This is a genomic window from Oligoflexus tunisiensis, from assembly GCF_001748245.1.
In the GTDB taxonomy this organism is placed as follows: Bacteria; Bdellovibrionota_B; Oligoflexia; order Oligoflexales; family Oligoflexaceae; genus Oligoflexus; species Oligoflexus tunisiensis.
The window spans coordinates 1594962-1618362 of sequence record NZ_BDFO01000001.1 but is presented as its reverse complement, the minus strand read 5'-3'; the positions used below and the strand labels follow the sequence as shown (position 1 = coordinate 1618362).

The window sequence follows — 23401 nt, the reverse complement described above, 5'->3', positions numbered from 1 at the left end:
TCATCCAGCGACATGATAGGGTGAGGGCATGTCAGCCGTGACTTCGCAGATTACGAAGGACTGACATGAAGCAGAAATGACAGCATTCAATGGCGAGTCAAAAGATGCTTGAGAGCCTGCTCGGTGGCTTCCAGGGCGCGCTCCAGGTCCGGCAAACTGGATTCGATTTTCGCGAAGCTCTCTTCATTAGCCGCAGCTTCAATGTTCCCGAAGATTCCAGCCAGCCGATTGTAACCGGCATCCAGGCAGGAGCCTCGCGCCGTATGGGCCTTGCTATTCAGATTTTTCTTATCACGTTCGCCTACATGATTTTTCAGGTAGAACGTCGTCTGCCTTGCCGTTTCCAGACAGCCTGATAGCAACTCATCGACAAAAGGGGCGTCGTCTGTGTCGTATTTTCTGAGCTCGTCGATGCGCTCCAGAGCTATGATGCGGTTATCCATGACTCACCTCATTGCATCCCACCAATTTTCCAGACTTAGCTCATTTTCAGGCGAGTTTAAAGAACAAATTCATCGATTTCATCAAACCGATTGCTGACTTATTGGGCTGGGGGAGAAAAGGGTCGGGCTGGGGATAGCGCCGGAGTTGGTGACAATCTCCGGCCTGACCTGGCGTCCGATCAGGGCTTGTTACAAACTTCGTGGATATTCACTTTCTTGGCCTTGCCGCTTTCTATATCGACGAGACCCAGTTTTGCCCCGCAGACATAGGCGATATCGAGATGCTCAATGTACTTGGCTGCAGAAATATCCAGGCAATAAAGTCCCTTGGCATTGTCGAGGGCCAGGTTAACACTTTCGATGGAGGAGGCGGACACAATATTGACGAAAACCACTTCCGCGACTTCGCCGGTCAGCTGAATATTCGACTTCAGCAGCTTATCGACGTTAACGTTCACTTCACGGATCTCATAGGTTTCCGTGCCCGCGCCTTTGTCCCACTGAGGCCAGCACTTGGCGAGCTTGTCCTGAACATCCTTGGGAAGTTCCGGGGTCTTGGGCGTTTCCTTGCCATCACCCTTCCCCTCGTCCGGAGTGATGACGCCTTTGCCAAGCGAATCGATGACACCGCCGTCGATTCCTTTATCAATGACGATCGTATCTTCAGAAGGAACAACGACAGCGTCCTCACTACCCTGACCATAGTCTGTGCTGCCGAAGCTCGCACTGAGCGAACCAAAGCCCCTATCATCGCTACTATTTTTCCCACTACAGGACAAAAGCAGAGCGACAGCGGTCAAGGCGGAAATGCGGTGCATGACGTTTCTCCCTGAAAATGATACCCAACAGGTAATATTCTGCAAGGAATGCACCACTAATAAATTATTACAATGATTGAATAATTAAATGATTTCAGCGTTTAAACCCAAGACACTGTCGAGCCCAAAGGAATGGGCAAATTCTCAGGAAATCCTTGGAATCCTGGTGGAAAAACGCCGCGGATGCACACGCAGCCGGAAACCCTGGGGCTTGATGGTCAGGTTTTCCATGATCCGCAGTTCATAGTTCTGATAGTCTTCAAACTCAAAATGCTTGAGCAGCAGGGCCAGCGCAAGAGTCGCCTCCACGCTGGCAAAATGCTGACCAATGCAGATCCGCATGCCGGTTCCGAAGGGACGATAGGCTTTTTCCGGGCGATTCTTACAGTTCTCCGCAGAAAAATGCTCGGGATTGAAGAGCTCAGGTTCAGGGCCCCAGATTTTGGGATCGCGATGCACCGAGGGCGTAAAGACCAGCACGCGATCCCCGGGCCGCACGTGATAGCGACCCGCAAGGGTTGTGGCACTGTGAGGCGTGCGGGAAAAGGCGGGTGCCGTGGGCCAGAGGCGCAGGGTTTCCTTCAGCACCTGATCGAGATAACTGAGCTTCTGAATATCGACGAAGGTCGGATCCATGGCATTGTCATCGCTGAAGACGCTGTCGACTTCCGCCACAGCACGGGCCATGATCGCAGGATGCTTGATCAGGAGATAAAGGGCAAACGAGAGCCAGCCACTGGTGGTTTCATGGCCGGCAATCAAAAATGTGATCAGCTGGTAGCGAATGTTTTCCGCATCCAGGCCGGTACCGGTTTTGCGATCGACGCCTTCCAGCATGAGTCCCATGAGATCCTTCTGTCCCGGTCGTGGATGGGCAAGACGTTCGGCGATCACGGCATCCACAACGCGGAACATGAAGTCACGGTCCAGGTTGAATTGCCGACGGCTGCGAAAATCAAGCAGCCTCCGGAGGGACGTCGACCGCATCTGCCGCCGGCAGTCGGCGAGACAGCCCATCATCGCATGAACGAAGGGATGCACCTCATCGCTCTCAAAGGAATTGAATCGATAATCGAAGCCGCAGAGCGCAATGGTATCCAGCGTCAGGCGGGTGAAATCCTCGGCGACATCCACGCCCATCGGATCATGGACCGACCACTTGTCCACCAGTTTTTTGCCCATTTCGAGCATGCCTGGAAAATAGCCACGAATGGCCTTCATGCTGAACGCCGGCATCAGGATCTGATGGGCCTTCGCCCAGTTTTCCTCGGTGTTCATGGCGGTAAAGAGGCCATCGCCCGCAAAACGCCTGACGTGCTTGAGCGGTCCACCGACGCGTTTGCCAAAGCGTTTTTCATCACAAAGTTCCTCGGCCAGTGCGTAATCCGTCGCGACCAGGACGCGATCACCCGGCATGCGCAATTCAAAGAGAGGACCATACTGCCGGGAAAGTTTCATCAGACCGTGAATAAAATCCGCGCCGATGAAGTGATGCGCATGCCCGAGGATCGGCAGTCGCGGCGGTTGTGGAATGGCTTCTGTCGGCAAAAGAGAAAGCGATGCAGTTGACACGAGGTCTTGCTCCTTTGTTTCCAGAGTTCCACTGGCATGGGTGAAAACTCGTGATGCTGACGATGACGTTGCACTTCCATGTTTATCTCAGCACGGATCAGAACGCAAGAATGGGACTCACGGCAGCGGTGGAAGTTCGTAGTTTTGGATGGCGGAACGATAGGCAGGTGAGCGCTGAAAGCGTTCCAATTCCAGGCGATCCCGGATCACGGCTTTTTTTGCATCTGCATCGGGCAGGGCGAACGCACCACCCGAAGCTTTCCACTCCGGTGGCGCTGATTTTCGAATGATGAGTTTGCGGCCGATCCAGGTGAAATCACTTTCATCCTGCATCCGGCCGGGTGCCAGACCCAGGGATTGCAGAGTCAAAGGCAGGGAATTCTCCTGAAGGGTATCCATCAGCTCCTGGATAAGAGCGGCCACACGCGGCTCATGCAAATTCTCATAAATAACCGCACGCAGCATGGGATCACCGCGCAGATCCACGATCTTCAGGCGCTTATCATCCAGCCGCACAATGCGCAGAAAGGCTTCGGCACCGGTTGTGATGCGGCGGGCTTTCAACGGTACATCGAGAGCACCCGAGAGAATGCTGGCATCGATCACAAGCTTTTGTCGAACCGTTCCGGAGCTGCCTGCTTTGAACTGATGCCCGGGAAGCAGACCTCTTTTTCGCGGCGCTCGGTCTTGAGGTTGTGTGATTTGTCCCTGCATGGCTTTGGGCAGAAGATCTCCATAGCGCGGAAGGTCGACCGCCGGGGTCGGGGTTGGCCTGGGCTTTTCCGAAGAGGTTTCCCTTCCTGATCCTTGTTCCGAGCTTGGTATGCGTGGCCTGGCCACGGGAGCGGGCTTTTCCACAATGTGCAGAGCCACCGGCACCGGCGGCGCCTTCACCTGGGGCCGGGGCGGCACCCAAAAAAGAAAGGCCCATCCGAGAATCAGATGAGCCACCAAACCATAAAATAGGGAACGCAGGATCATGCCAGACCCTTAGGCCAACTGTCCGCTCATGAAACCTTCCCTCTGCTGCCAGCGCAACATTTTCAAAGTGAAAGCTTCATCCTCTACCGATTTTTTCTCGATGGGCTTGGCCAGGGTCAGAAACACGAGCAGGCCTCGCAGATCTTCACTGCTCAGGCGATAGTGAACGCCCTTCCACATCGAGCAAAGATCGATGCTCTGCTGCTGACAGTTGCGAGGCAGGATATCCGGCAGATAATTGCAAGGTTCCACCTGCATCCGCATCTGGGCCAGCTCCAGGACTTCCGCGAGCGAGCTGCGGCAATTGGCTGTGTGACGTCGATTTTTTTGCAGAACATTGGCGACAAAGGGCAGACCGGTGATGGTTCGCCACATTTCGCCAAGGTCATAGTAATGGCGGAAACTGCAACGCTTTTGCAGCGCTTCATTTTCCGTACGCAGATCCAGGCTGGGGCCGTCGTCGCCGCCGTTCCAGTTGCTTCCGGAGCCGTTGGCCATGCGCAAAAGCGAATCATAGGCCTCGGCACCGAAGATCAGGCGATACAGCACGCGCGCGAGAACATTCCACGACGACGATCCTGTCACCAGGCGCATCGTGGGAAGATTTTCGAGGCGCGGCACGGGCAGACCGGCGAGTCCCTGATTCAAAACCGTCATGGCCTGCTTCAGGTTTTCCGTCTTGTGAAGTTGCGCCCAGCGAAAGACATCGCGCAACGCTTCGATGCGCGCGTCGATGACACTTTTCAAAGGCATATGGTGATTGCTGAGACCCCAGAGGGCAAGAGCGCTGCCGCTGTCGACGGCCACGCCCACGGGCAGGGCCATTTCAAAGTCGGCATGACGAACCAGACTGATGGAAGGGCAGAAGGCCATGCTGACCTCACCCTGCTCCAGCTTGCGATTCAACCCCATCCCATCATCGCGAACGATTTGGAAGCGGGGGGCGTATTTTTCGAGTTCCTGAACCAGAGGATGCGAACTCCAGGAGTTGGCACAACCTATGAAGGTCGTATCCTGGCGGTCTGTACTGGCACTTTTCATTTTAATATTGACTCAAGTTAGCAAAAACATGATCAGCTGCTTCGAGAGTCGCGGCTATTTCCTTATCGCCATGAGCGAAGGAGACAAAACCGGCCTCGAATGCCGACGGAGCCAAATACACGCCGTGGTGCAACATCCCGCGGAAGAAACGCTTGAATTGATCGATATTTGCCTGCGCTGCCGCCTCAAATGAGGTAGGCAATTCTGAGCAAAACATGAAGCCGAACATGCCGCCTTCACTGTCGACCGAAAGCGCTACACCATGACGTGCGGCTCGCTCCTTCAATCCCAGAACCAGCTCTCTAGTACGACGGCTCAAGTCTGTAAAGGCATATTTGTTTTGGAGGAGGTCAAGTGTCTTTATTCCACAGGTTACAGCGACCGGGTTTCCGGACAAAGTTCCAGCCTGATAGACCGGCCCAGCCGGCGCCACCTTATTCATGATTTCGGCCTTGCCGCCGTAAGCCCCGATGGGCATGCCGCCGCCGATGACCTTGCCGAGGGTGGTCATGTCCGGCTTGATTCCCTTCAGTCCCTGCACACCTTTGAGACCCACGCGGAAACCCGTCATGACTTCATCAAAGATCAAGACGGTCCCGTACTCTGTGCACAGTTCGCGCATCAGCTCCAGGTATCCGTCCTTGGGTCGAATAAAGTTGCCGTTGCCGACAATCGGTTCCACGATCAGGCCGGCAATGTCCCGGCCTTGTTGTACAAAGAGGGCCTTCAGGGCTTCACTATCATTGAAGGCAAGCGTAATGGTGTCCTTGGTGGAACCCTGTGGTACGCCTGGGCTGCCTGGAATGCCCAGTGTGGCCACACCGGAGCCGGCCTTGACCAGCAGCATATCCGCGTGACCGTGATAGCAGCCGGTGAATTTCACGATCTTTTCGCGCCCGGTATAACCGCGCGCCACACGGAGAGCGGACATGCAGGCTTCCGTTCCACTCGAAACGAGACGCAGCATTTCAATGCTGGGCAGGATCTCCTGCACCTTGCGTGTCAACGTAATTTCCTGTTCACAGGGAGCGCCAAAGGAAAAGCCGTGGCTCAAGGATTCGCCGACCGCCTGCACCACTTCGGGATGCGCATGACCCAGGATCGCGGGGCCCCAGCTGCCGACATAGTCCACAAAACGATTCCCATCGACGTCCCACACATAAGCGCCTTCAGCTTTCTTAATGAAGAGCGGATGCGCATCGACCTGCTTGAAGGCCCGGACCGGGGAATTCACCCCGCCTGGAATAATCTGACAGGCTTCCTGAAAGAGTTGCTGACTGCGTGTGAACGAGAGAGTTTTGCGACTCATCAAAGCTTCCTTTGCACTGAATTCAAGACCCGGGATTACCAAAGTTCATCGTCCTGAAGCCCTGCATCCTCTTCGATTTTCTTGCCTGGATCCACCTTTTTTTCCGCACCGGACGTTTTGTCCGCAGGCCGAGCCATCGTTGCGTCGGTTCGCACGCCAGCTGGAGCGGACGGCACCGCGGGAGCGACCCCTGCCGGAGCGGGTTGCGTTGGGCTTCCCGCTGGGGCTGCAACTCCGGCCGTTCCACGTCCCGCTTCGCCCTTCGCAATCGGAACGGGTTCCATGACGGGCAGAACCGGAATATTGCCGTCACGCGCGGCCGCATTATTCTTGCTCGGTTGACCTTCGATCAGTTTGGGACCACCTTGATCGCCATCCTGCTTCAGGAAGGGCTGAAACGCACGACGTGGGACACGCGATCCACCACGGAGAACCGTTGCAAGGTTCACATAGGTACGAACGCTGGCACTCCGGGCAAATTCGTTTTGAAAGGTTTCCCCTTCCTTTTCAAAGTTGGTGAATTCATAGCTATCACCATCACCACCGCCCTGCATCACAAGACCTTGAGGCATATCCACAGCCACCGGGGCCGCGCAGGTATGGGTTCGCGTCGGCCAGACTTGAACGCCGGACATGCCTGGACTGGTGGGATCCAGCAACTTTTGATAGCCGGTCTCCTTGATCATGGCCTTGGCATAATCCGTCCAGACAGGAAGGGCACCATAAGCGCCTGAGATGCGGAAACCGCCCCGACGCATGGTCCGGTTATGGTCGTAGCCAACATAGGACGCGATAACATGGCTATGAACCATGGGTTCCAGGGCTTCATTGGGCTTCACCGGGAAGGGCACATACCCGGCAAAGTAGGCGGTTGTGTAATCGTTGGTGGTTCCGGTTTTGCCGTAGGCAGGGACACCGATTCTCCGCAGCCGGTCCGCCTGACCTTCGATCGGATATTCAATATGCAATTCACCGCGAGCGCGGCGGCCGGTTCCATGCGTCACGACCTTGCGGAGGATTTCACTGATCTGGGATGCGTAGCAGGGATCGACCAGCTGGAAGTCCTGGCGCTTCGGTTCATACAAAAGGTTCCCTTCACGATCCTCAATCCGTCGAATGAAGTTCAGCTGGTTATCCGGACCATCCTTATAAAAACGATAGGTCTTGCCGTTCGAAAAGGTCTGATACACCTTCGCCACTTCCGCGACGCTCACATCGTTGGTGCCAAGGCCAAAGGACAGGACCGGCTCCAGATTGGAGTACACACCCATCGAGCGCGAGAGGTTGACCAGATAACGCAGGCCCACGATGATGCGGAAGTCATGGTGGTTGAAATACTGATAGAGGGAATACTGATCCTTCTGCGATATCACGGACTGATAGAGGTTCTCCATCGACTGCGCGATGCGATCGTAGTAACGCAGAGGCAGGAAGCCACCCAGGTTCACATCCTCAAGGCTGACACCACCGCCGCCCCAGATCGCCTGCGCATCGAGCGGGTTGAGGGGACGACCGACCGGAGGATCGATCGTAATGTGCCGACCGCGGGGACCCGGTCTGAATTCCTCGCCAGGCAGTTCCTTCACATAACCCAAAGCCGGACGATGACCGGCCGACAGCACGCGGAAGCGGGAAACCAGAGCCAGTGTCTGCGGATCAGTGAAAATCGACTCCGGACCGTACGAAGCCACGCGGGCTTCCAGAATATTCCAGTCCTGACGGGCATCGAGAGCGAGAGTGGAAAGGCGCTCCCAGTTTTTCCTGACCAGGTCCAGACGCAGATTGCGTTCGCGATCCGAAACATCGGTATCGTCGAGGCGGTAGATGTTCTGGAGTTCGGTGATATAACCACGACCCCACCAGATCTTGCTGACTTCGCGGAGCAGTTCCATGCGGCCGGAGAAAATCAGGTCAGGTTTCAGCTCCTCGATCGCGCGATTGAGCATGTATTCCTTGACCCCATTATTATCGAGCTGCACACCGGTGGCCTTGGCCACACGATAGTGGAAATCGCGAGGGGCTTCACCATCGATGGGCATCAATTCCATGGAGTTCAGAAGTTCCTTGAATTCCTCGAAATTGAGCTTATCCAAAAGATGGGCCGTGAGGTAAACCGTCGCAAGGTTTTCCGACTTCACCCCGGCCCAGACGATGGAAACATCTTCATAAGGGCTGCTGTGGTCAGGTCTGGGCAGATAGAATTTCCCCTGGAACGGGAAGATGCGCCGCTCGTTATCGATGCGATCCAGGATGGTCCAGCCGAGCTGCAACGCAGCGAAAAATACCACGGACTTGAAAACCGAACCCGGCTGCCTTGTGGCAAACACCGCCCGGTTGAAACCCTGGGAGTCAAAGCCCGAAACCACGGCCCGCACTTCCCCTTCATCCACGGCGATCAAACCGCCGTTCACTTCGGGGCGTTTTTTCAGTTCCAGCACACCCTGATGGGTTTCCTCGTTGTATTCAAGGACCTCGACAAAGACGACATCACCAACCTTGATGCGATCGAGGATCTCCTTCAGATGCTCTTCGAAAGGACGGTAGGTGGGAATCGATAGAGTTTTCGCAGTTCGAATCAGGGCCTCGCTCGGAATGATCCCTTTGGGCAAACCGAAATCGACATGAATCTCGGGAGTCTTGCCCTTCACCACCTTTTCCACTTTCCCGTAGTAGAACTGATTGACTTCAATATCACGGAGGGCGCGATAGAGTTTCTTATCCTCAACCTGGTAATCTTCGAGGATCATTTCCAGACGGGACAGGTTGCGCCGCATCTGGAGCTGGGCGGCGTCCTGCAGTTTTTGGTCGACGGTCGTATAGACTTTCAGGCCCGCGTGGTTCAGCTCCGAAATGGATTCCATGTCCAGGGCTTCCAGGATTTCCTTTTTATCCAGCTGGCCCCGGATCAGGGAAACGAGAGCCACTTCCTGAGTGCGGAATTTGCCCTGGTTGAAGGGGACCTTTTCGTTGAAGGCGGCCTTGAACTCGTCCTCTTTGATCCAGCCCTGCTCATACATGCGGCGGAGCACGTAGTTTTTCCGCCAGTTGGCATTGTTCCAGGCGGCTTCCTTGTCCTCGCGGGTATATTTAACGAAAGGATTGTACTTATTAGGAGCCTTCACTGAACCGGCGATAAAGGCCGCTTCGACCAGGTTCAGTTCCTTCACGTCCTTATCGAAATAATAGCGGGCCGCAATCCCGATACCCTTGCCGTTGGCCGTCACGTGAAACTGGTTCAGGTAGAATTCCAGGATCTGCTGCTTCGAATACATCCGTTCCATCTGGATCGAACGAATCAGCTCATTGAATTTCCGCTTAAAGGAGTGTTCGCGACGATCCATGATGTTTTTCACGGTCTGCTGCGTGATGGAGGAGCCCCCGCGCCTGAAGCGGAAACCATTCTGCACCCCTTCGGCGAAGGCCAGACCGATCGCGAAAGGATCCACCCCGAAGTGCTGGAAGAAGTTCTTATCTTCGGCAGCCACCATCGCCTGGATCATGTGCTCGGGCACCTGATCGATCGTCACATAGCTGCGATGCGCGTCATCGAAGATGGAACCGATCTTGGTCTCTTCATCGAGGGTAAAAAGAGTTGTCTCTTCGTTGATACGGGCGAGAATGGTCGATTTTTTTAATTCCGACACATCGCCAAAGTACACCAGGTAAGCGGTGACGCTTCCCAGGACAACACAGCTCAACACTCCGGCCCCAACCAACGCAAGAAGGACGGCCAGGAATTTCTTTTTTTCGAGTTTCAAGGGCACCTCTTTTGGCATGTAACCGTCTGAACTCCCAAATTATCGCGCGAAGCTCGGGCGAAGTCCACAGCTTCTCTGCCCGTATCTGATGGGAGTGGCTTCTATGCTATACTATTGAAATGAAAATTTCAGGAGAGAAAAGCCCATGAAAAAGACTGCATGGCGACAGCTCGGTGTGCTGTGGTTTCTCATCAACGCACTCCCCTCCCTGGCAGAAGCACGCATTTTTCAGAGCTTTCATGAGGTCGTAACGCAGATTGAGCCCAGCGTTGTGCATATTCAATCCAAAGAACGACCGCTGCGTCCTGCGAATGGGACGGATCCCTATGCCTGGTTTTTTCAAAGTCAGCCGCCTCAAAATAGCACCAGCTTTCCCCTGGGGACCGGTTTTCTCATTCAGCCGGCCGGCTATTGCGTGACATCGTTTCAGATCGTCGATGGACTGCAGCACCTGGAAATTATTACAACGCAAAAAAAGCGTTATGCCGCGGAATACGTGGGTGGGGATCGGCAAAGTGATCTGGCGCTTCTCAGAATCAAGGATGCAAAAGGTTTGCGCACCCTGGATTTTGCGGACAGCGATCGTGTGCGAGCCGGTGATCCGGTCCTGGGCTTTGGTTTTCCCCTGGGTTTCAAACCCATGGTCACCTCGGGCATGATTGCGGCACGCGGCCAGGTCATGGGGGCCGGACCTTTCGATGCCCATCTCATGCTGGATTTGCCAACCCATCCCGGCAACCTTGGTGGTCCCCTGGTGGATACGCGTGGACGTGTGATCGGTCTTTTGGCAGCACCCGGAGGAAACCTGGCCCGGCTCGGCTTTGCTCTGCCGTCCCGCGTCATGCAGCGTCTGATTCAGGATTTGATTCGTGATGGCAAACTGAGTCGACCCTGGCTCGGCCTCGTCGCCAGAAATCTGCCTTCACTGGATAGCGTGGCCGAGCTTTACGATCCCAGCATCCGCGCCGGGGTTTTGGTGGATAATTTGATCGTGGAAGGACCAGCCGCGCGCGCCTCCCTGCAGGTCGGCGATCTTATTCTGTCTCTCGGCGAACAGAAGATTCAAAACATCAGCGATCTGCAGGACTTTTTGCGGAAGAGTAAACCGGGACAAAGGGTCCAGGCCAAGGTCTTTCGACGCCGCGCCGGGCAGGTTAACATACCGATTCAACTGGGAGAAATCCCAGGAGCCCAGGACCTTCCGCAGGAGCGCGATCTCTATTAGGTGACATTCCTGCGCGGCATCCGCCGTCCCCAAACGAAGTGATTTGACCATCACTCCCCCCACCGCTATACTCCCGCCGCCACCCATAGTATTCCGAATCGAGGACATTTCCATGAATGACTTGCAAACGATTAATGTGCTCAAGGGCCTTGTCATCGACGGCGTTGACAAAGCAAAATCAGGACACCCAGGCGGTGCCATGTCCAGCATGGATTTTGCCTATCTCCTGTTCCGTGAGTACCTCCGTTTCGATCCCGACAACACCAAATGGCTCGGCCGTGACCGCTTCGTTCTGAGCGCCGGCCACGAGTCCATGTTGATTTATAGCTTCCTCCACAGCATCGGCTGGCTGCCCATGGATGAACTGAAGCGCTTCCGCCAGCTGCATTCAAAAACTCCAGGTCATCCCGAAAATTTCATCACCGACGGCGTGGAATGCACCACCGGACCTTTGGGTCAGGGCGCGGCCATGTCCGTGGGATTTGCGATCGCAGCCAAACATCAGGCGGCCGTGCTCGATGCCGAACTTTTCGGTCACCGCACCTGGGCCCTGCTCGGTGATGGCTGCATGCAGGAGGATGTGACCCTCGGTGCCGCGTCGCTGGCCGGTCACCTGAAACTCGACAACCTGATATGGTATTACGATCGCAATGCGGTCCAGATTTCGGGCAAAATTTCCCGCTCGGCGTCGGATGACTATAAGATGGTGTTCGAAGGCATGGGCTGGGACGTGGCCGTTGTCGATGGTCACGATCATGGCCAGCTGCGCAAGGTGCTCGACGGCACTGAAAAAGGTTTGAAAAGGCCTTTGCTCATCATCGGCCACAGCACCATGGCCAAGGGCGCTCACTCGCTCGAAGGCAGCGAGAAAACCCACGGTTCCCCGCTGCCGGCTGACGAACGGACCAAAACCAAGGAACGTTTGGGTCTGCCGACCGACCAGGCTTTCTTCGCACCCCAGGAATTCTACGAAAGCTTCCGCAAATACTTCGGGGCGAAACGCGAACGCGTGGCCAACTGGAAAAAACGCCTCGAAACCAAACAGAGCGATGCGAATTTCAAAAAACTCTTCGCCGCATATTATGAGACCCACGCCTGGCGTAATCTGCCTCAGGTGCAGTGGCCGCGCGACAAGGAACACCCCACCCGCAACGCGTTTGGTGATGTGATCCTGAAATGGGCGGAAGCCTTGCCGAACCTGATGGGTGGCAGTGCCGACCTCGAACCCTCGAACTGTCTCGAAGGCTTTGCGCATCTCGTTGGCGACTTCCAGGCTGAGACGCCACAGAACCGCAACATCGCCTTCGGTGTGCGGGAGTTTCCCATGTCCGCCATCACCAATGGTATGGCTCTGCACGGCGGCATGATTCCATTTGATGCGACGTTCCTCTCCTTTGCCGATTACTCGCGCCCAGCCCTGCGCCTCGGCGCAATCCAGCGCTGCCGCGTGATTCATGAATTCACCCACGACTCCTTCCATCTGGGTGAAGACGGTCCGACTCACCAGCCGGTTGAGCATCTGATGGCGCTCCGGGTGATTCCCAACTTCTACCTGATGCGTCCGGCGGATGCTTATGAAACCCAGGTCATGATGGAAGTTGCCCTGAATCTGACCAATGCCCCTTCGGCCATCTGTCTGTCACGGCAAAAACTTCCGATGCTGCCGGTTTCGGCGGAAACCGTGGCGCAGGCCCGCTTTGGTGCTTACACGGTGGTCGACGCCGATCAGCCGGACCTCTTGATTATCGCGACCGGTTCCGAAGTCGCCCTGGCCCTGGAAGCCTTGAAGCTTCTGAATGGCGTGAAAGCCAAAGTGGTGTCGATGCCCTGCTGGGAACTCTTCGAAGAGCAGCCCAAAAGCTACAAGGACAAGGTGCTCAACCCAAATTGCAGCAAACGAGTGTCCATCGAAGCCGGTTGCACCCTCGGCTGGCAGAAATATACCGGCAGCGACGGCCTGAACATTGGCCTCGATCGCTACGGTGACAGTGCCCCAGCCGGGGATCTGGCCAAGGCCTACGGATTCACTCCGGACCAGGTGGCGTCCCGTATCAAAAGTTTCCTCGATCTGAAATAAGTCATGACACCCTGTTCGTCCCGGGGCGAACAGGGTTTTGCCTTTTCATAAAACTCCTCATTACATTTTCTCAAAGCCCTCAGCACACGTCTGTCTTCTCATTCACGAAAGCGGACCACAGCCCATAAACGATCCCTTGAAACAAAAGAGAATTTGGTGAAGCATAGGCCAGACCAAATGCAATGGGCTGACGTGCGCGGGCGGACAGTGGACAAAACGCGCATGGGGCTGACGGGCTATGGACCGCAACCGACTACGAATTTTTTAGGAGTTCATGTATGCCGCTCAAAATACGCAGAGTTGCTGTACTCGGTGCTGGTGTGATGGGGGCGCAGATCGCAGCCCATCTCGCGGCAGCCGGGGTACGCACCCATCTTCTCGATCTGGCAGCCAAGGAACCGCACAAGGATCCCAAGATTGCCAAACTCATCGGCAAGAATTTTCGTTCGACTCCTGCTCTCCTGGCCATTGAAAATCTGAAAAAGCTGAAGCCTTCGCCCCTGGCCTCCGACTCGATTCTGGCCAATCTCATTCCCGGCAACTTTGAAGATGATATGTCGGTGGTGGCCGATGTCGACTGGGTGATCGAAGTGGTCGCCGAGCGCCTCGACATCAAGAAGAGCATCCTCAAACAGATCGCCGAACGCGCGAAGCCCCATATTCCCGTGACGACCAACACCTCGGGTCTGTCGCTGGAAAAAATGTCGGAAGATCTCGACGAGCATTTCCATCGCCGCTTCTTCGGCACGCACTTTTTCAACCCACCGCGCTATATGAAGCTCCTGGAAATCATTCCCCACTCCAAAAGCGACCCGCAGCTGGTTGCGGAACTGTCCGACTGGATCGAAAAATACCTCGGCAAGGGTATCGTCTACGCCAAGGACACGATCAACTTCATCGCCAACCGGATCGGCGTCTTCAACATGATGTGTTCCTTCAAACACATGGAAGACCTGGGCCTGACCGTGGAAACGGTCGATGCCTTGACGGGCAAGCTGATGGGACGTCCGGCTTCGGCGACCTTCCGCACCATGGATGTGGTGGGGATCGATGTCTTCGCCCACGTCGCGAAAAACGTCCAGCTCTATGCACCCAATGATCCTTATATTGAAATGTTCGCCGTTCCCAAGTGGATCGAAGGCCTCATTCAAAAGGGAGCCCTCGGCCAAAAATCGAATTCGGTCGGTGCCTATAAAAAAACGACCAACGCCAAGGGTGAAACCGAGATCCTAGCCTATCGTCCGCAAAACGATAGCTATGTGGCCCAGGAGCCGCAGTCCTTCCCCTGGATGGAGCAGACCAAAAAGGTTCCCGATACGATTGAACGCCTGAAACTGATCCTGGGTCACAACGATGCCGGCGCCCAATTTATCTGGCGGACGCTGCGCGATACCATGGCCTATTCCGCGATCCTGCTCGAGGAGATCGCCGACGGTCAGCCGCTCAGCATCGACAACGGCATCAAGTGGGGCTTCAACTGGGAATGGGGTCCCTTTGAACTCTGGCAGGGCCTCGGCTACGACACCGTTCTGGAACGCATGAAACTCGAAGGCGTGAAACTTCCCGACTGGCTCAAGGCCGGTGTGAAGTTTTATAAACCCACGCCCAACAGCGTCGACTGGCATCTGACCGGCGCGGTCTCCCAGTACATCGGTCCGAAAGGCAAGGATCAGCCGATTCCGAAGCAGCCGCACCTTTTCTATCTGCCCAAGGCGCACAATCCGGAAGACAAGCGCGTGGTGATCGGCAATGCCAGCGCCAGCCTCGTCGATATCAAGGATGGCGTCGCGGCCCTGGTTTTCCATTCCAAAATGAACTCGATCAACGCGGAAATCACCGACCTCATCCATAAGGCTGTGGACAAGGTGAAGGCGGATTTCGCCGGCCTCGTGATCGGCAACGACGGGGAAGTTTTCTCGGCCGGTGCGGATCTCAGGCAAATTCTGGGCGCGATCAAAGAGAACAAGTTCAGCGACATCGATGCCCTGCTGCGCCGCTTCCAGGGCGTAATGCAGATGGTGAAGTATGCGCCCTTCCCGAGCGTCAGCTGTCCCCATGGCCTCGTGCTCGGCGGCGGTTGCGAAGTGTCCCTGCATACCTCCGAACAGATTCTGGCGGGTGATACCTTCGCGGGTCTGGTTGAAGTGGGTGTGGGTTTGATTCCGGGCGGCGGCGGAACCAAGGAACTTGCGGTGCGGGCCTATAAAAATGCGGCTCTCGGCGAAAATACCGATCCGATGCCGTTCCTTCAGCGGGCCTTCCTCCTGATCGGGATGGCGAAGACTTCGACCTCGGGTCTGGAGGCGATTGAAATGGGTCTTTACGGACACAAGGCCACCGTCTCCATCGCGCGTGATTATCAGATCATTCGTGCCAAACGTCGGGTGCTGGAGCTGGTGGAAAATGGTTACCAGCCGCCTCTGCCTGCCACTCAAATCAAGGTGGCCGGTGATCCCGGTATTCAGACTTTCAATATGATGCTCTACAACATGGTACACGCGCGGCAGATTTCGCCGTATGATGCTGTGGTGGGTGAAAAGGTTGCGACCGTGCTCTGCGGTGGTGAGATCGATGGCGGCCAGATGGTTTCGGAAGACTACCTTTTGGATCTGGAACGCCGGGTGTTCGTCGAGCTTTGCAAGGAAACCAAAACCCAGGAACGCATCGAGCACATGCTGAAAACCGGTAAACCTTTGCGCAATTGATCAGAAAGGACTTTTCCATGAAAACTGCTTATATCGTCAGTCCCTTGCGTTCGGCGGTGGGCAAGGCCTTCCGTGGCAACCTGCGCAGCAAACGGCCCGATGACCTGTGCGCGGATCTGATTCGCGCGGTCATGGCTGCCAATCCTGGTGTCGATCCGAAAGAGATCGATGACTGCATCGTCGGTTGCGCGATGCCGGAAGCCGAGCAAGGCATGAACGTGGCCCGTTTTGCCGTTCTTCTGGCCAACCTGCCCGAAAATGTTCCCGGTGTGACGGTCAACCGTTTCTGTTCATCCGGTCTGCAGACCATTGCCATGGCGGCTTTCCAAATCCAGGCCGGCGCCGCTCACTGTATCCTGGCCGGTGGCACCGAGTCGATGTCACTCGTGCCCATGATGGGGCATAAGGCGGTCGGCAGTCGGACCATCATGAAGGAAGGTCGCGGTGATTATTACCTCGGCATGGGTCTGACGGCTGAAAACGTATCGAAAGATTACAAAGTCAGCCGCGAAGATCAGGATCGCTTCTCGTATGAGTCGCATCAAAAGGCGGTGGCTGCCATCCAAAAGGGTCATTTCAAAGCTGAGATTGCACCCGTGAAAACCACGATACGCACCCCTGGTCCAGGCGGGGTCGTGGCGCTTCAGGAGCTGACGGTCGATACCGATGAAGGCCCGCGCGCCGACACCAGTTATGAAGCGCTGGCTTCATTGAAACCCGCTTTCCGCACGGCTGGTGTGGTGACGGCCGGCAACTCCTCGCAGATGTCCGATGGGGCCGCCATGTGCATGGTTGTGTCCGAGGAGTTTGTCAAAAAATACAAATTGAAGCCGATGGCCCGCTTTGTCAGCTTTAGCGTCGCCGGTGTTCCACCCCGTGTGATGGGTATTGGTCCGATTGAGGCGATTCCCCGCGCCCTCAAACTCGGTGGCCTGACGCTCAAGGATATCCAGCGCATCGAACTCAACGAGGCCTTTGCCGCCCAGGCTCTGGCTGTCATGCGGCATCTCGAAATCGACCCGACGATCGTCAATCCCACCGGCGGCGCCATTGCCCTGGGCCATCCGCTGGGCGCGACCGGAGCCAAGCTCACGGCCACTCTTCTGCACGGCATGGAGCGTGACAAACAGAAGTACGGTATGGTTTCAATGTGTATCGGAACCGGCATGGGTGCTGCGGGCATCTTCGAAAAGCTCTAATCTTCCCCGGAATCATTTCCCACATCCAGGGGACGCGCCATTGCGTCCCCTTCGTGTTTTCCCTTGTGTTCCCGCTTTCTTTTGCCGAGCAATGATGAGATGATAGGCTTCAAACCAGACAGCCGGTAATGTTGGAGAAGGTGCTCTATGGCGAAGATCCTGATCGTGGATGATGAAATCGACATTTGTGAAATGATGTCCTTCACCTTCGACAGCCAGGGCTTTGAAACGTTCGTGGCTCACGATGCAGCCCAGGCTTTTGAGATCGTCAAGGCCAAGGATCCTGACCTTGTCGTCAGCGACATCCGCATGCCCAAGGGCGGCGGCATGAAGCTGCTCGAGGATATCAAAAAGCATAACCCTAAAAGACCTAAAGTGTTTTTGATTACCGGTTATAGCGATAAAACGCGCGAGGAAGCGCTGGCGGCGGGTGCGGAAGATGTTTTTGCCAAGCCTATCAAGCTCCAGGATCTGATCGATCGCGTGACCAAGGCCCTCGACCTGCCCTGACGTTTACAAATGGGTAACAATTGCCTGGGTTCTGCACCCAGGATCGTGCATCGCTGGCAGATTCAGCCCCCAAAGCAGAACCCCAAAAAAAGAAAACACCATCCAAGTCTGGATGGTGTTTAATATTTTCTGAGCAGTACCGGATTACATGGGCGAAGGCAAACCGTCGACGCTCACAGTCGACTTGCGGGATTTGCGCTTGGCCTTTCTCTTGGCCTTTTTCTTGCCGGCGGCTTTCTTGGTAGCCTTTTTCTTGGCGGCTTTTTTAGCCTTTTTCTTGGCTGGCTTTTTCTTAGCGGCAGCTTTCTTGGTGGCTTTCTTGGCTGCTTTTTTCTTCACAGCTTTCTTGGTCGCCTTCTTCACTGCCTTCTTCTTGCCAGCTTTCTTCGTAGTCTTCTTCGCCATAACTCTCAATTCCTCCTAACTTTGGATGTGATATGAGCCCCACCCGGGACTGACGGGATCTCGAGGACCCCGGTTACCACCTTACGAAAGAACTGAACCTTGTTTTCATCTTAACACACATCTTTTGTGTGTGAGAAGGATCTCATGCTCACCTTCTCTCAAACTTGATGTTTACCTATCGGACCACATGCTCAGAACTAAAGAGTTGCCGCTTCATTTTCTTCGAGAAATCCTCTCTCAAAAAACCTTTAGCATTTTTTTTCTCTGCATTTTCCCGACCTTGGAGCCTCACACCGACGGTGTTTTCAGGCTCATTTCCGCCCTCATTTCCAACCGATTTCCGACGAATTTCTCAACGCTCGTCGTCAGCTTCGATCGCGATGACCACCAGCTTGTCTGCTGGCGAAGACTTCAAGAGCCGCCTTGGCCTTCTCCGACATCACCGACTTCGCCGCCGGCTGCGGTGCAGGTTGGGTTTGTGAAGCCTTTGCTGCAGTTCGTGTTCCGAGGTTCACGCCAAGCTTTTGGATCATCTCGACCAGGACCGCATCCTCGGTCAGGAGGAGGACGAACCCACCATCGTCGGCATGGTCGAGCTGCTGAAGCAGGGCGATCCGTCCCTTGTTCCCCTGCGCTCCGGCGCTCCAGTGATAGGAAACGAGCGGATGATCCAAGGTTTCAGCAGCGAAAATCTGCTCATTTTTCAGGGCTTTGCTATCTTCGATCAGAAGGCGATCCAGGGTGAGCCATTCAATACCGGAGGCATAAATTTGTCCCCATTGCTCGGTCGGCATCGCGAGCTCACCGAACCCGATCTGAGCGGCGAGTTTCTTCCAGCGCGTGAGCAGGTGAGTAAAATCCTGGTCGATCCGCTCGCGGAGCTGGCGGAAGGCCTCCTGCTTGCTTTCGATGGCCCGGATCTTTTCCAGCTGGTTCTTTTTCTTGGCGACATACTGGAGCACGCCGCGCGCCTCGGCCAGGATCAGGTGGATGTTATCGAGCGCGAGCGACTTCTGACTGCCCGTATGGGTTCGCCACTCTTCCAGAAGGCGGCCGAGGTTTTTCACCTGCGTGCGCCAGGTCGCGAGCTCTTCCTCGAGTCGAGCCTTCCTCTGGGAGAGGAGAGTTATCTTGTTGTAATTATTTATAAAATTAATGAGCGAACGCAGACTTGTTTCCGCCGGCAGTTGAGCCTTGCGACTGACAAGCAGCCATTGCTCACGAGCCTTGCCGTACTCGGTCACCACTTTTTCATAGCGCTCATCGAGGTCCTGCAGTTTTTCATCATGCAGCTCGGCATGACGCTCAAGGTCGGCATAGAGCTTGCCTATCTGATTGAGGCAAAGGTTCACGGCCGCGCGGGCCTGGTCGAGTTGCTGAGCCGCACTCTGGACCGGCTGTCCGGGCAATTCGCCCTCCTTCGCCTGCCAACCCAAAAGTTTATTCAGTTTGACCGCGAGCCCATCCTTTTTTCCGGTCTCATCACCTTCGGCCCGCCGCACGCCATCGGCGATCTCAGCCAGACATTGTTCCAGTTCCCGGATCAGGTCGCGGTCGATCTGCAGGAAGCGGCTCACGGCTCCCCGGTATTCATCATAGGCGGGTTTCACAAGTGCGCGGGCGTCCTGAACGCTTTTGCGGGTCGCCTTTTCCAGCTTTTCATAAGCCACGTAACGGGTCAGAGTCTGGAGGATCAGACTCCAGTCGATGTCCGCATCGGGGGCCGGCAGAGTCTTGAGTTCCAGCTGCGCGCTCAGATGGAGCAGTTCCTGATTCACTTCGGCGAGGCGCTCCTTCATAACCTTGGGACTTCGGGCCGGATCAAGCAAGGGGGCGGCGGTGTCCTGGATCTGCTCCAGCTGCTTGAGTTCCTGTTCCAATCGGCTGCTGAGACTGGTGTCCAGCTGATTGAAATGAGCCGCGGCTCCACCGACATCCCGGGCCTGCTGTCGCAAGGCCAGGTTCCGGCGCATGATGGATTCGCCATTTTGTAAAAGCTGCTCGATCTGGGTCCGGCTCGGCAGCTGATCCAAATTCAGGAGAGTTTGAAGACTGAGGCGCAACTCATCGGCCCGTTCGCGAACCTGACGTTCGACGGAAGATTTCCGCACGCGCCCAAGGGATCGTGGTTTGGCCTGCAAAGTACTGCCATCGAAACCCAGATCGTATTCCCGCAACACATCGGTGAGCGTCACCGCTTCCTGATAACCGGCTGGCAAATAATCCTTGAGTATTTCCTTCAGGCAATTTTCCGAGCGACCGTCAAAGGCCTGACGGTTTTTATAGGCTCGCAGCTGATCGACGCTGCGATCCAGGATCCATGCTGCACCATCGTTGTCCGTGAGATGAATCATGGCGGCTTTGATGCGCGGATCGCGCGGTCCCCCGAAACCCCAGCGCAGCGCGGCCATGAAGAGTTGCTGCTCATCATCGGACGCCTGAAGAACACAAATATTCCGATGAGCGCCCTGATCATTCCGAAAGCGCCAGAGACGCGGCGTGTCGCCATCCTGCAGGATGATTTTCATACCTTCGATAAACATGTGCGGATTCCTTGTCCCAAGGACCTGAGCCCCGTTGGCCTGCATTGCGCGAGGCGGGCTGTCTTTCGACGAAACGAGTGGTTTATTTCTTTCAGTATAACATCGAAGTCAGCGGTTTGCGTAGGGGACCATCCCGAACACTGAGAGTGTCATGGACAACTTTATGGTTGAGGAGTTATTGATAACCGTCGTCCACTTTCTCTGCATGGGTATGTCATGGAATCAAGTCGCGTCCTTCGCAACAGTAGCCCCACAACCCTCTTCGCCCGTTGGGGCACGGCCCTTCTGCGCCTTTTGCCGGCTGAACTCGCTCATGATATTGGCATGTGGATGCTCGAACGCGATCTCATCGATATTTTGCCGCTGCCAAGTTTGTCACCATTACTCGATGGGCTCGATGCGCCCGTGCCAGGTATCGGAGATTTGGCGCATCCAATTGGTCTGGCTGCTGGTTTCGATAAAAATGCCCGCGCTCCCAGGGGTTTTTCCCGCATGGGACTTTCCTTTTTGGAACTCGGCACGATCACACCAAGACCCCAATCCGGCAATCCCAAGCCCCGGCTTTTCCGTCTCGAAGATCAGAACGGACTGATCAATCGCATGGGTTTTAACAGCCATGGCGCCGAGCGTGTGCGGAGCCGCCTCGAGAAACTCGCCTGGAATCACGACCCCGTTCCCCTCGGGATCAATTTAGGCAAAAATAAAGATACGAGCGAAGAGGCTGCCATCGAGGATTACTCGCACGGACTTGAAGTCTTCGCGCCTTATGCCCGCTATTTTGTGATCAACGTGTCCTCACCCAACACCGAAGGTCTGCGCGGTCTGGCGAATGAACATTTCCTCAAGGAACTGGCCTTCCGCCATAAAAAAGATCTGGGAAAAATCTGGGTGAAGCTGGATCCCGACATGCCGCGAAAGACCTTCCAATCTCTGGTGCAGGCCCTCGCGGAAGCCGGTTTTCAAGGTCTCGTACTGACCAATACCCATCGGGTGGAGCAGCCGGAAAAAGGCGGGATGAGTGGGCATCCGATGGCGCTGCAGGCCAATGCCTGTCTGGAATGGGCCTATGAAGTGACCCGGGGATCCTTGCCCTTGATTGCTTCTGGCGGTATTCTTTCTGGTCAGGATGTGTATCAACGCATCGCCCGTGGAGCATCCGCGGTGCAGATTTATACAAGTCTTGTGTATCGTGGTCCCCTGGCTGTTTATTTCATGCTCCAGGAACTGCGCAATGAAATGGATCTGCGAGGCGTCAAATTTCTGTCGGATGTGAAGGGCAGCTACTATCATGAGTCTCAATCTCGTTCGTCGAATCCGTGACAATCTTCATGGCAGCATTGATATTACGGAACTCGAAGATGCCGTCATCGCTCATCCCTTCTTTCAAAGGCTCCGCCGTGTGCGGCAGCTGGCTTTCCTGCATTATGTTTTTCCGGGTGCCACGCATTCGCGCTTTGAACATTCCCTGGGTGTTTTGCACCTGGGTTCGCTCGCCTGGGAAAAACTGAAAACCAACCAGGCCCGTCTCAGGAATTCCCTGGCCCGCTATCAGGATTTCGCCGGCTCGGAACCGCGTGGGGAAGGCAGCCACGGCCGCCTCGCGCCGACCTTTGGGCTAATGGATGCGGTTTTTTCCTCGGATTACGTTCTGCAGTGCTTCCGTCTCGCCGCCCTTTTGCATGATGTCGGTCATCCTCCGTTCTCGCATAGCGGGGAACATTTCATGCCGACCTGGACGGAGGTCCTGCAATCCAATCCGGACCTGCCGGATTACCTGCAAAACTACCTCAAGGATCGCATCAACGCCATGCAGGCCAAGGGCCAGGATCCTGCCAAGGCCCGCGTGCGACACGAGATTTATTCGATTCTTCTCATTGAACGGATGTTCCGCGATATCTATCGAAGCTCGGTGGGCCATCTGCCGAAGTTTGATGTGCGGGATGTGATCGCCATCATCAATCCCGCGATTGCCCCATCCGAGAATTCGCCCCTCCTGAAAGTCGGCGCCTATCCCCTGGTTCGCGAGCTGATTTCCGGGGAACTCGACATCGATCGGATGGATTATCTTCTCCGGGATAGCCGGGAGTGCGGCGTCGTTTATGGCGTTTTTGATGTGGATCGGATCCTGGATTCCCTCTGCGTTTATTATGATGATAACGATCAGCAGCTGCATGTGGCCATCATGCTGTCCGGGCTCGCGGCGTTTGAGGATTATCTCAGGGCCCGCTATTCCATGTATCTGCAGCTTTATTTCCACAAATCATCCGTCGCGGCGGAAGCCATGATGCGGCATCTGACCGATATCCTGCAGGGCTGGCGTCTGCCGGCGCGGGTCGAAAACTATGCGGCGATTGATGAATACAACATCGGCCAGGCGCTGTATGAAGCGGCCCGCCTGCTGCGCTCCCCGGCGGAACGTGATGGTGTGGTGGTGCTGGTGGCGGATCTTCTCTACAACCGGCGCCTCTGGAAACGGGTTTATGAAATTTCCGGGCCGGCTCAAACCCTTTCCATGCAAAGCGTCGAGGCGGTGCAAAAGATTCTGACCCGGCATGGCATCCGGCATCAGCTGGTGTCGTCGGGCAACTCCCTGACCCGCTTTCAACCCCGGGGCGCCGAGGAGCGGAGCCGCAACTACCTGCGTTTGATTCGCAAGGATGAACGGCAGCTCCCGCGCATCGCGCCGATCGAGGATCATTCGTCACTGATCGCCAGCAACGATTCGGTTGCCATCCACCGCATCTATGCAGTGCCTTCCGCGGGGCATGGCATTCCCGATATCAAGGCGTTGATCACCGACGAGCTGAAGCTTTGA

General features: G+C 55.6%; 16 protein-coding genes. 7 read left to right on the top strand and 9 right to left on the bottom strand.

Annotated features, from left to right (window positions below):
* Nucleotides 1-86: 86 nt before the first annotated feature.
* The 7 genes from OLTU_RS07025 to OLTU_RS06995 all read right to left on the bottom strand — a co-directional run bounded on the left by OLTU_RS07025 (nucleotide 87) and on the right by OLTU_RS06995 (nucleotide 9922).
* Nucleotides 87-443: a hypothetical protein gene (locus OLTU_RS07025; protein ID WP_141732043.1), complete on the bottom strand. Its 357-nt coding sequence runs from the start codon at nucleotides 441-443 to the stop codon at nucleotides 87-89.
* A gap of 179 nt (nucleotides 444-622) precedes the next feature.
* A complete protein-coding gene (locus OLTU_RS07020; protein WP_141732042.1) occupies nucleotides 623-1261 on the bottom strand; it encodes a hypothetical protein in 639 nt (212 codons plus the stop codon).
* Between the two features lie 144 nt (nucleotides 1262-1405).
* Complete coding sequence (locus OLTU_RS07015; protein WP_176736405.1) at nucleotides 1406-2833, bottom strand: cytochrome P450; 1428 nt, start codon at nucleotides 2831-2833, stop codon at nucleotides 1406-1408.
* Between the two features lie 117 nt (nucleotides 2834-2950).
* Nucleotides 2951-3814 carry a hypothetical protein gene (locus tag OLTU_RS07010; RefSeq protein ID WP_141732040.1) on the bottom strand — a complete coding sequence of 288 codons (864 nt, stop codon included), beginning with the start codon at nucleotides 3812-3814 and terminating at the stop codon, nucleotides 2951-2953.
* Between the two features lie 9 nt (nucleotides 3815-3823).
* Nucleotides 3824-4855 carry a type 2 periplasmic-binding domain-containing protein gene (locus tag OLTU_RS07005; RefSeq protein ID WP_141732039.1) on the bottom strand — a complete coding sequence of 344 codons (1032 nt, stop codon included), beginning with the start codon at nucleotides 4853-4855 and terminating at the stop codon, nucleotides 3824-3826.
* 1 nt (nucleotide 4856) lies between these two features.
* On the bottom strand, nucleotides 4857-6164 hold the full coding sequence (gene hemL / locus OLTU_RS07000) for a glutamate-1-semialdehyde 2,1-aminomutase (protein ID WP_141732038.1): 1308 nt from the start codon (nucleotides 6162-6164) through the stop codon (nucleotides 4857-4859).
* A gap of 35 nt (nucleotides 6165-6199) precedes the next feature.
* Nucleotides 6200-9922 (bottom strand): transglycosylase domain-containing protein, encoded by a 3723-nt coding sequence (locus OLTU_RS06995; protein WP_176736404.1) that lies wholly within the window; start codon nucleotides 9920-9922, stop codon nucleotides 6200-6202.
* 145 nt (nucleotides 9923-10067) lie between these two features.
* Here OLTU_RS06995 and OLTU_RS06990 point away from each other — a divergent pair, with 145 nt between their 5' ends.
* The 5 genes from OLTU_RS06990 to OLTU_RS06970 all read left to right on the top strand — a co-directional run bounded on the left by OLTU_RS06990 (nucleotide 10068) and on the right by OLTU_RS06970 (nucleotide 17638).
* Nucleotides 10068-11147 (top strand): S1C family serine protease, encoded by a 1080-nt coding sequence (locus OLTU_RS06990; protein WP_141732036.1) that lies wholly within the window; start codon nucleotides 10068-10070, stop codon nucleotides 11145-11147.
* 112 nt (nucleotides 11148-11259) lie between these two features.
* Complete coding sequence (locus OLTU_RS06985) at nucleotides 11260-13224, top strand: transketolase family protein (protein WP_141732035.1); 1965 nt, start codon at nucleotides 11260-11262, stop codon at nucleotides 13222-13224.
* Nucleotides 13225-13502: 278 nt separating this feature from the next.
* Nucleotides 13503-15929, top strand: coding sequence for a 3-hydroxyacyl-CoA dehydrogenase/enoyl-CoA hydratase family protein (locus tag OLTU_RS06980; RefSeq protein ID WP_141732034.1), 2427 nt, complete (start codon nucleotides 13503-13505; stop codon nucleotides 15927-15929).
* 17 nt (nucleotides 15930-15946) lie between these two features.
* Nucleotides 15947-17128: an acetyl-CoA C-acyltransferase gene (locus tag OLTU_RS06975; RefSeq protein ID WP_141732033.1), complete on the top strand. Its 1182-nt coding sequence runs from the start codon at nucleotides 15947-15949 to the stop codon at nucleotides 17126-17128.
* A 147-nt stretch (nucleotides 17129-17275) separates the two neighbouring features.
* On the top strand, nucleotides 17276-17638 hold the full coding sequence (locus OLTU_RS06970) for a response regulator (protein ID WP_141732032.1): 363 nt from the start codon (nucleotides 17276-17278) through the stop codon (nucleotides 17636-17638).
* A gap of 144 nt (nucleotides 17639-17782) precedes the next feature.
* Here OLTU_RS06970 and OLTU_RS31810 read toward each other — a convergent pair whose 3' ends face one another.
* Both OLTU_RS31810 and OLTU_RS06960 read right to left on the bottom strand, forming a co-directional pair.
* On the bottom strand, nucleotides 17783-17977 hold the full coding sequence (locus tag OLTU_RS31810; protein ID WP_218109890.1) for a hypothetical protein: 195 nt from the start codon (nucleotides 17975-17977) through the stop codon (nucleotides 17783-17785).
* Between the two features lie 431 nt (nucleotides 17978-18408).
* Nucleotides 18409-20586, bottom strand: a complete 2178-nt coding sequence (locus OLTU_RS06960; protein ID WP_141732031.1) for a hypothetical protein — start codon at nucleotides 20584-20586, stop codon at nucleotides 18409-18411.
* A 216-nt stretch (nucleotides 20587-20802) separates the two neighbouring features.
* Between OLTU_RS06960 and OLTU_RS06955 the strand changes: the two genes are divergently transcribed.
* Nucleotides 20803-21906 (top strand): quinone-dependent dihydroorotate dehydrogenase, encoded by a 1104-nt coding sequence (locus tag OLTU_RS06955; protein ID WP_141732030.1) that lies wholly within the window; start codon nucleotides 20803-20805, stop codon nucleotides 21904-21906.
* The gene (locus tag OLTU_RS06950; protein WP_141732029.1) at nucleotides 21875-23401 is read left to right on the top strand and encodes an HD domain-containing protein; all 1527 of its coding nucleotides are present in this window, start codon (nucleotides 21875-21877) and stop codon (nucleotides 23399-23401) included. The genes OLTU_RS06955 and OLTU_RS06950 overlap by 32 nt, the downstream gene beginning before the upstream one ends.

What these genes read in the sequence shown, in the direction of transcription:
- OLTU_RS07025 (WP_141732043.1), bottom strand. Translation starts at nt 443, where the DNA reads ATGGATAACCGCATCATAGCTCTGGAGCGCATCGACGAGCTCAGAAAA.
- OLTU_RS07020 (WP_141732042.1), bottom strand. Translation starts at nt 1,261, where the DNA reads ATGCACCGCATTTCCGCCTTGACCGCTGTCGCTCTGCTTTTGTCCTGT.
- OLTU_RS07010 (WP_141732040.1), bottom strand. Translation starts at nt 3,814, where the DNA reads ATGATCCTGCGTTCCCTATTTTATGGTTTGGTGGCTCATCTGATTCTC.
- OLTU_RS07005 (WP_141732039.1), bottom strand. Translation starts at nt 4,855, where the DNA reads ATGAAAAGTGCCAGTACAGACCGCCAGGATACGACCTTCATAGGTTGT.
- hemL (WP_141732038.1), bottom strand. Translation starts at nt 6,164, where the DNA reads ATGAGTCGCAAAACTCTCTCGTTCACACGCAGTCAGCAACTCTTTCAG.
- OLTU_RS06990 (WP_141732036.1), top strand. Translation starts at nt 10,068, where the DNA reads ATGAAAAAGACTGCATGGCGACAGCTCGGTGTGCTGTGGTTTCTCATC.
- OLTU_RS06985 (WP_141732035.1), top strand. Translation starts at nt 11,260, where the DNA reads ATGAATGACTTGCAAACGATTAATGTGCTCAAGGGCCTTGTCATCGAC.
- OLTU_RS06980 (WP_141732034.1), top strand. Translation starts at nt 13,503, where the DNA reads ATGCCGCTCAAAATACGCAGAGTTGCTGTACTCGGTGCTGGTGTGATG.
- OLTU_RS06975 (WP_141732033.1), top strand. Translation starts at nt 15,947, where the DNA reads ATGAAAACTGCTTATATCGTCAGTCCCTTGCGTTCGGCGGTGGGCAAG.
- OLTU_RS06970 (WP_141732032.1), top strand. Translation starts at nt 17,276, where the DNA reads ATGGCGAAGATCCTGATCGTGGATGATGAAATCGACATTTGTGAAATG.
- OLTU_RS06960 (WP_141732031.1), bottom strand. Translation starts at nt 20,586, where the DNA reads ATGTTTATCGAAGGTATGAAAATCATCCTGCAGGATGGCGACACGCCG.
- OLTU_RS06955 (WP_141732030.1), top strand. Translation starts at nt 20,803, where the DNA reads ATGGAATCAAGTCGCGTCCTTCGCAACAGTAGCCCCACAACCCTCTTC.
- OLTU_RS06950 (WP_141732029.1), top strand. Translation starts at nt 21,875, where the DNA reads ATGAGTCTCAATCTCGTTCGTCGAATCCGTGACAATCTTCATGGCAGC.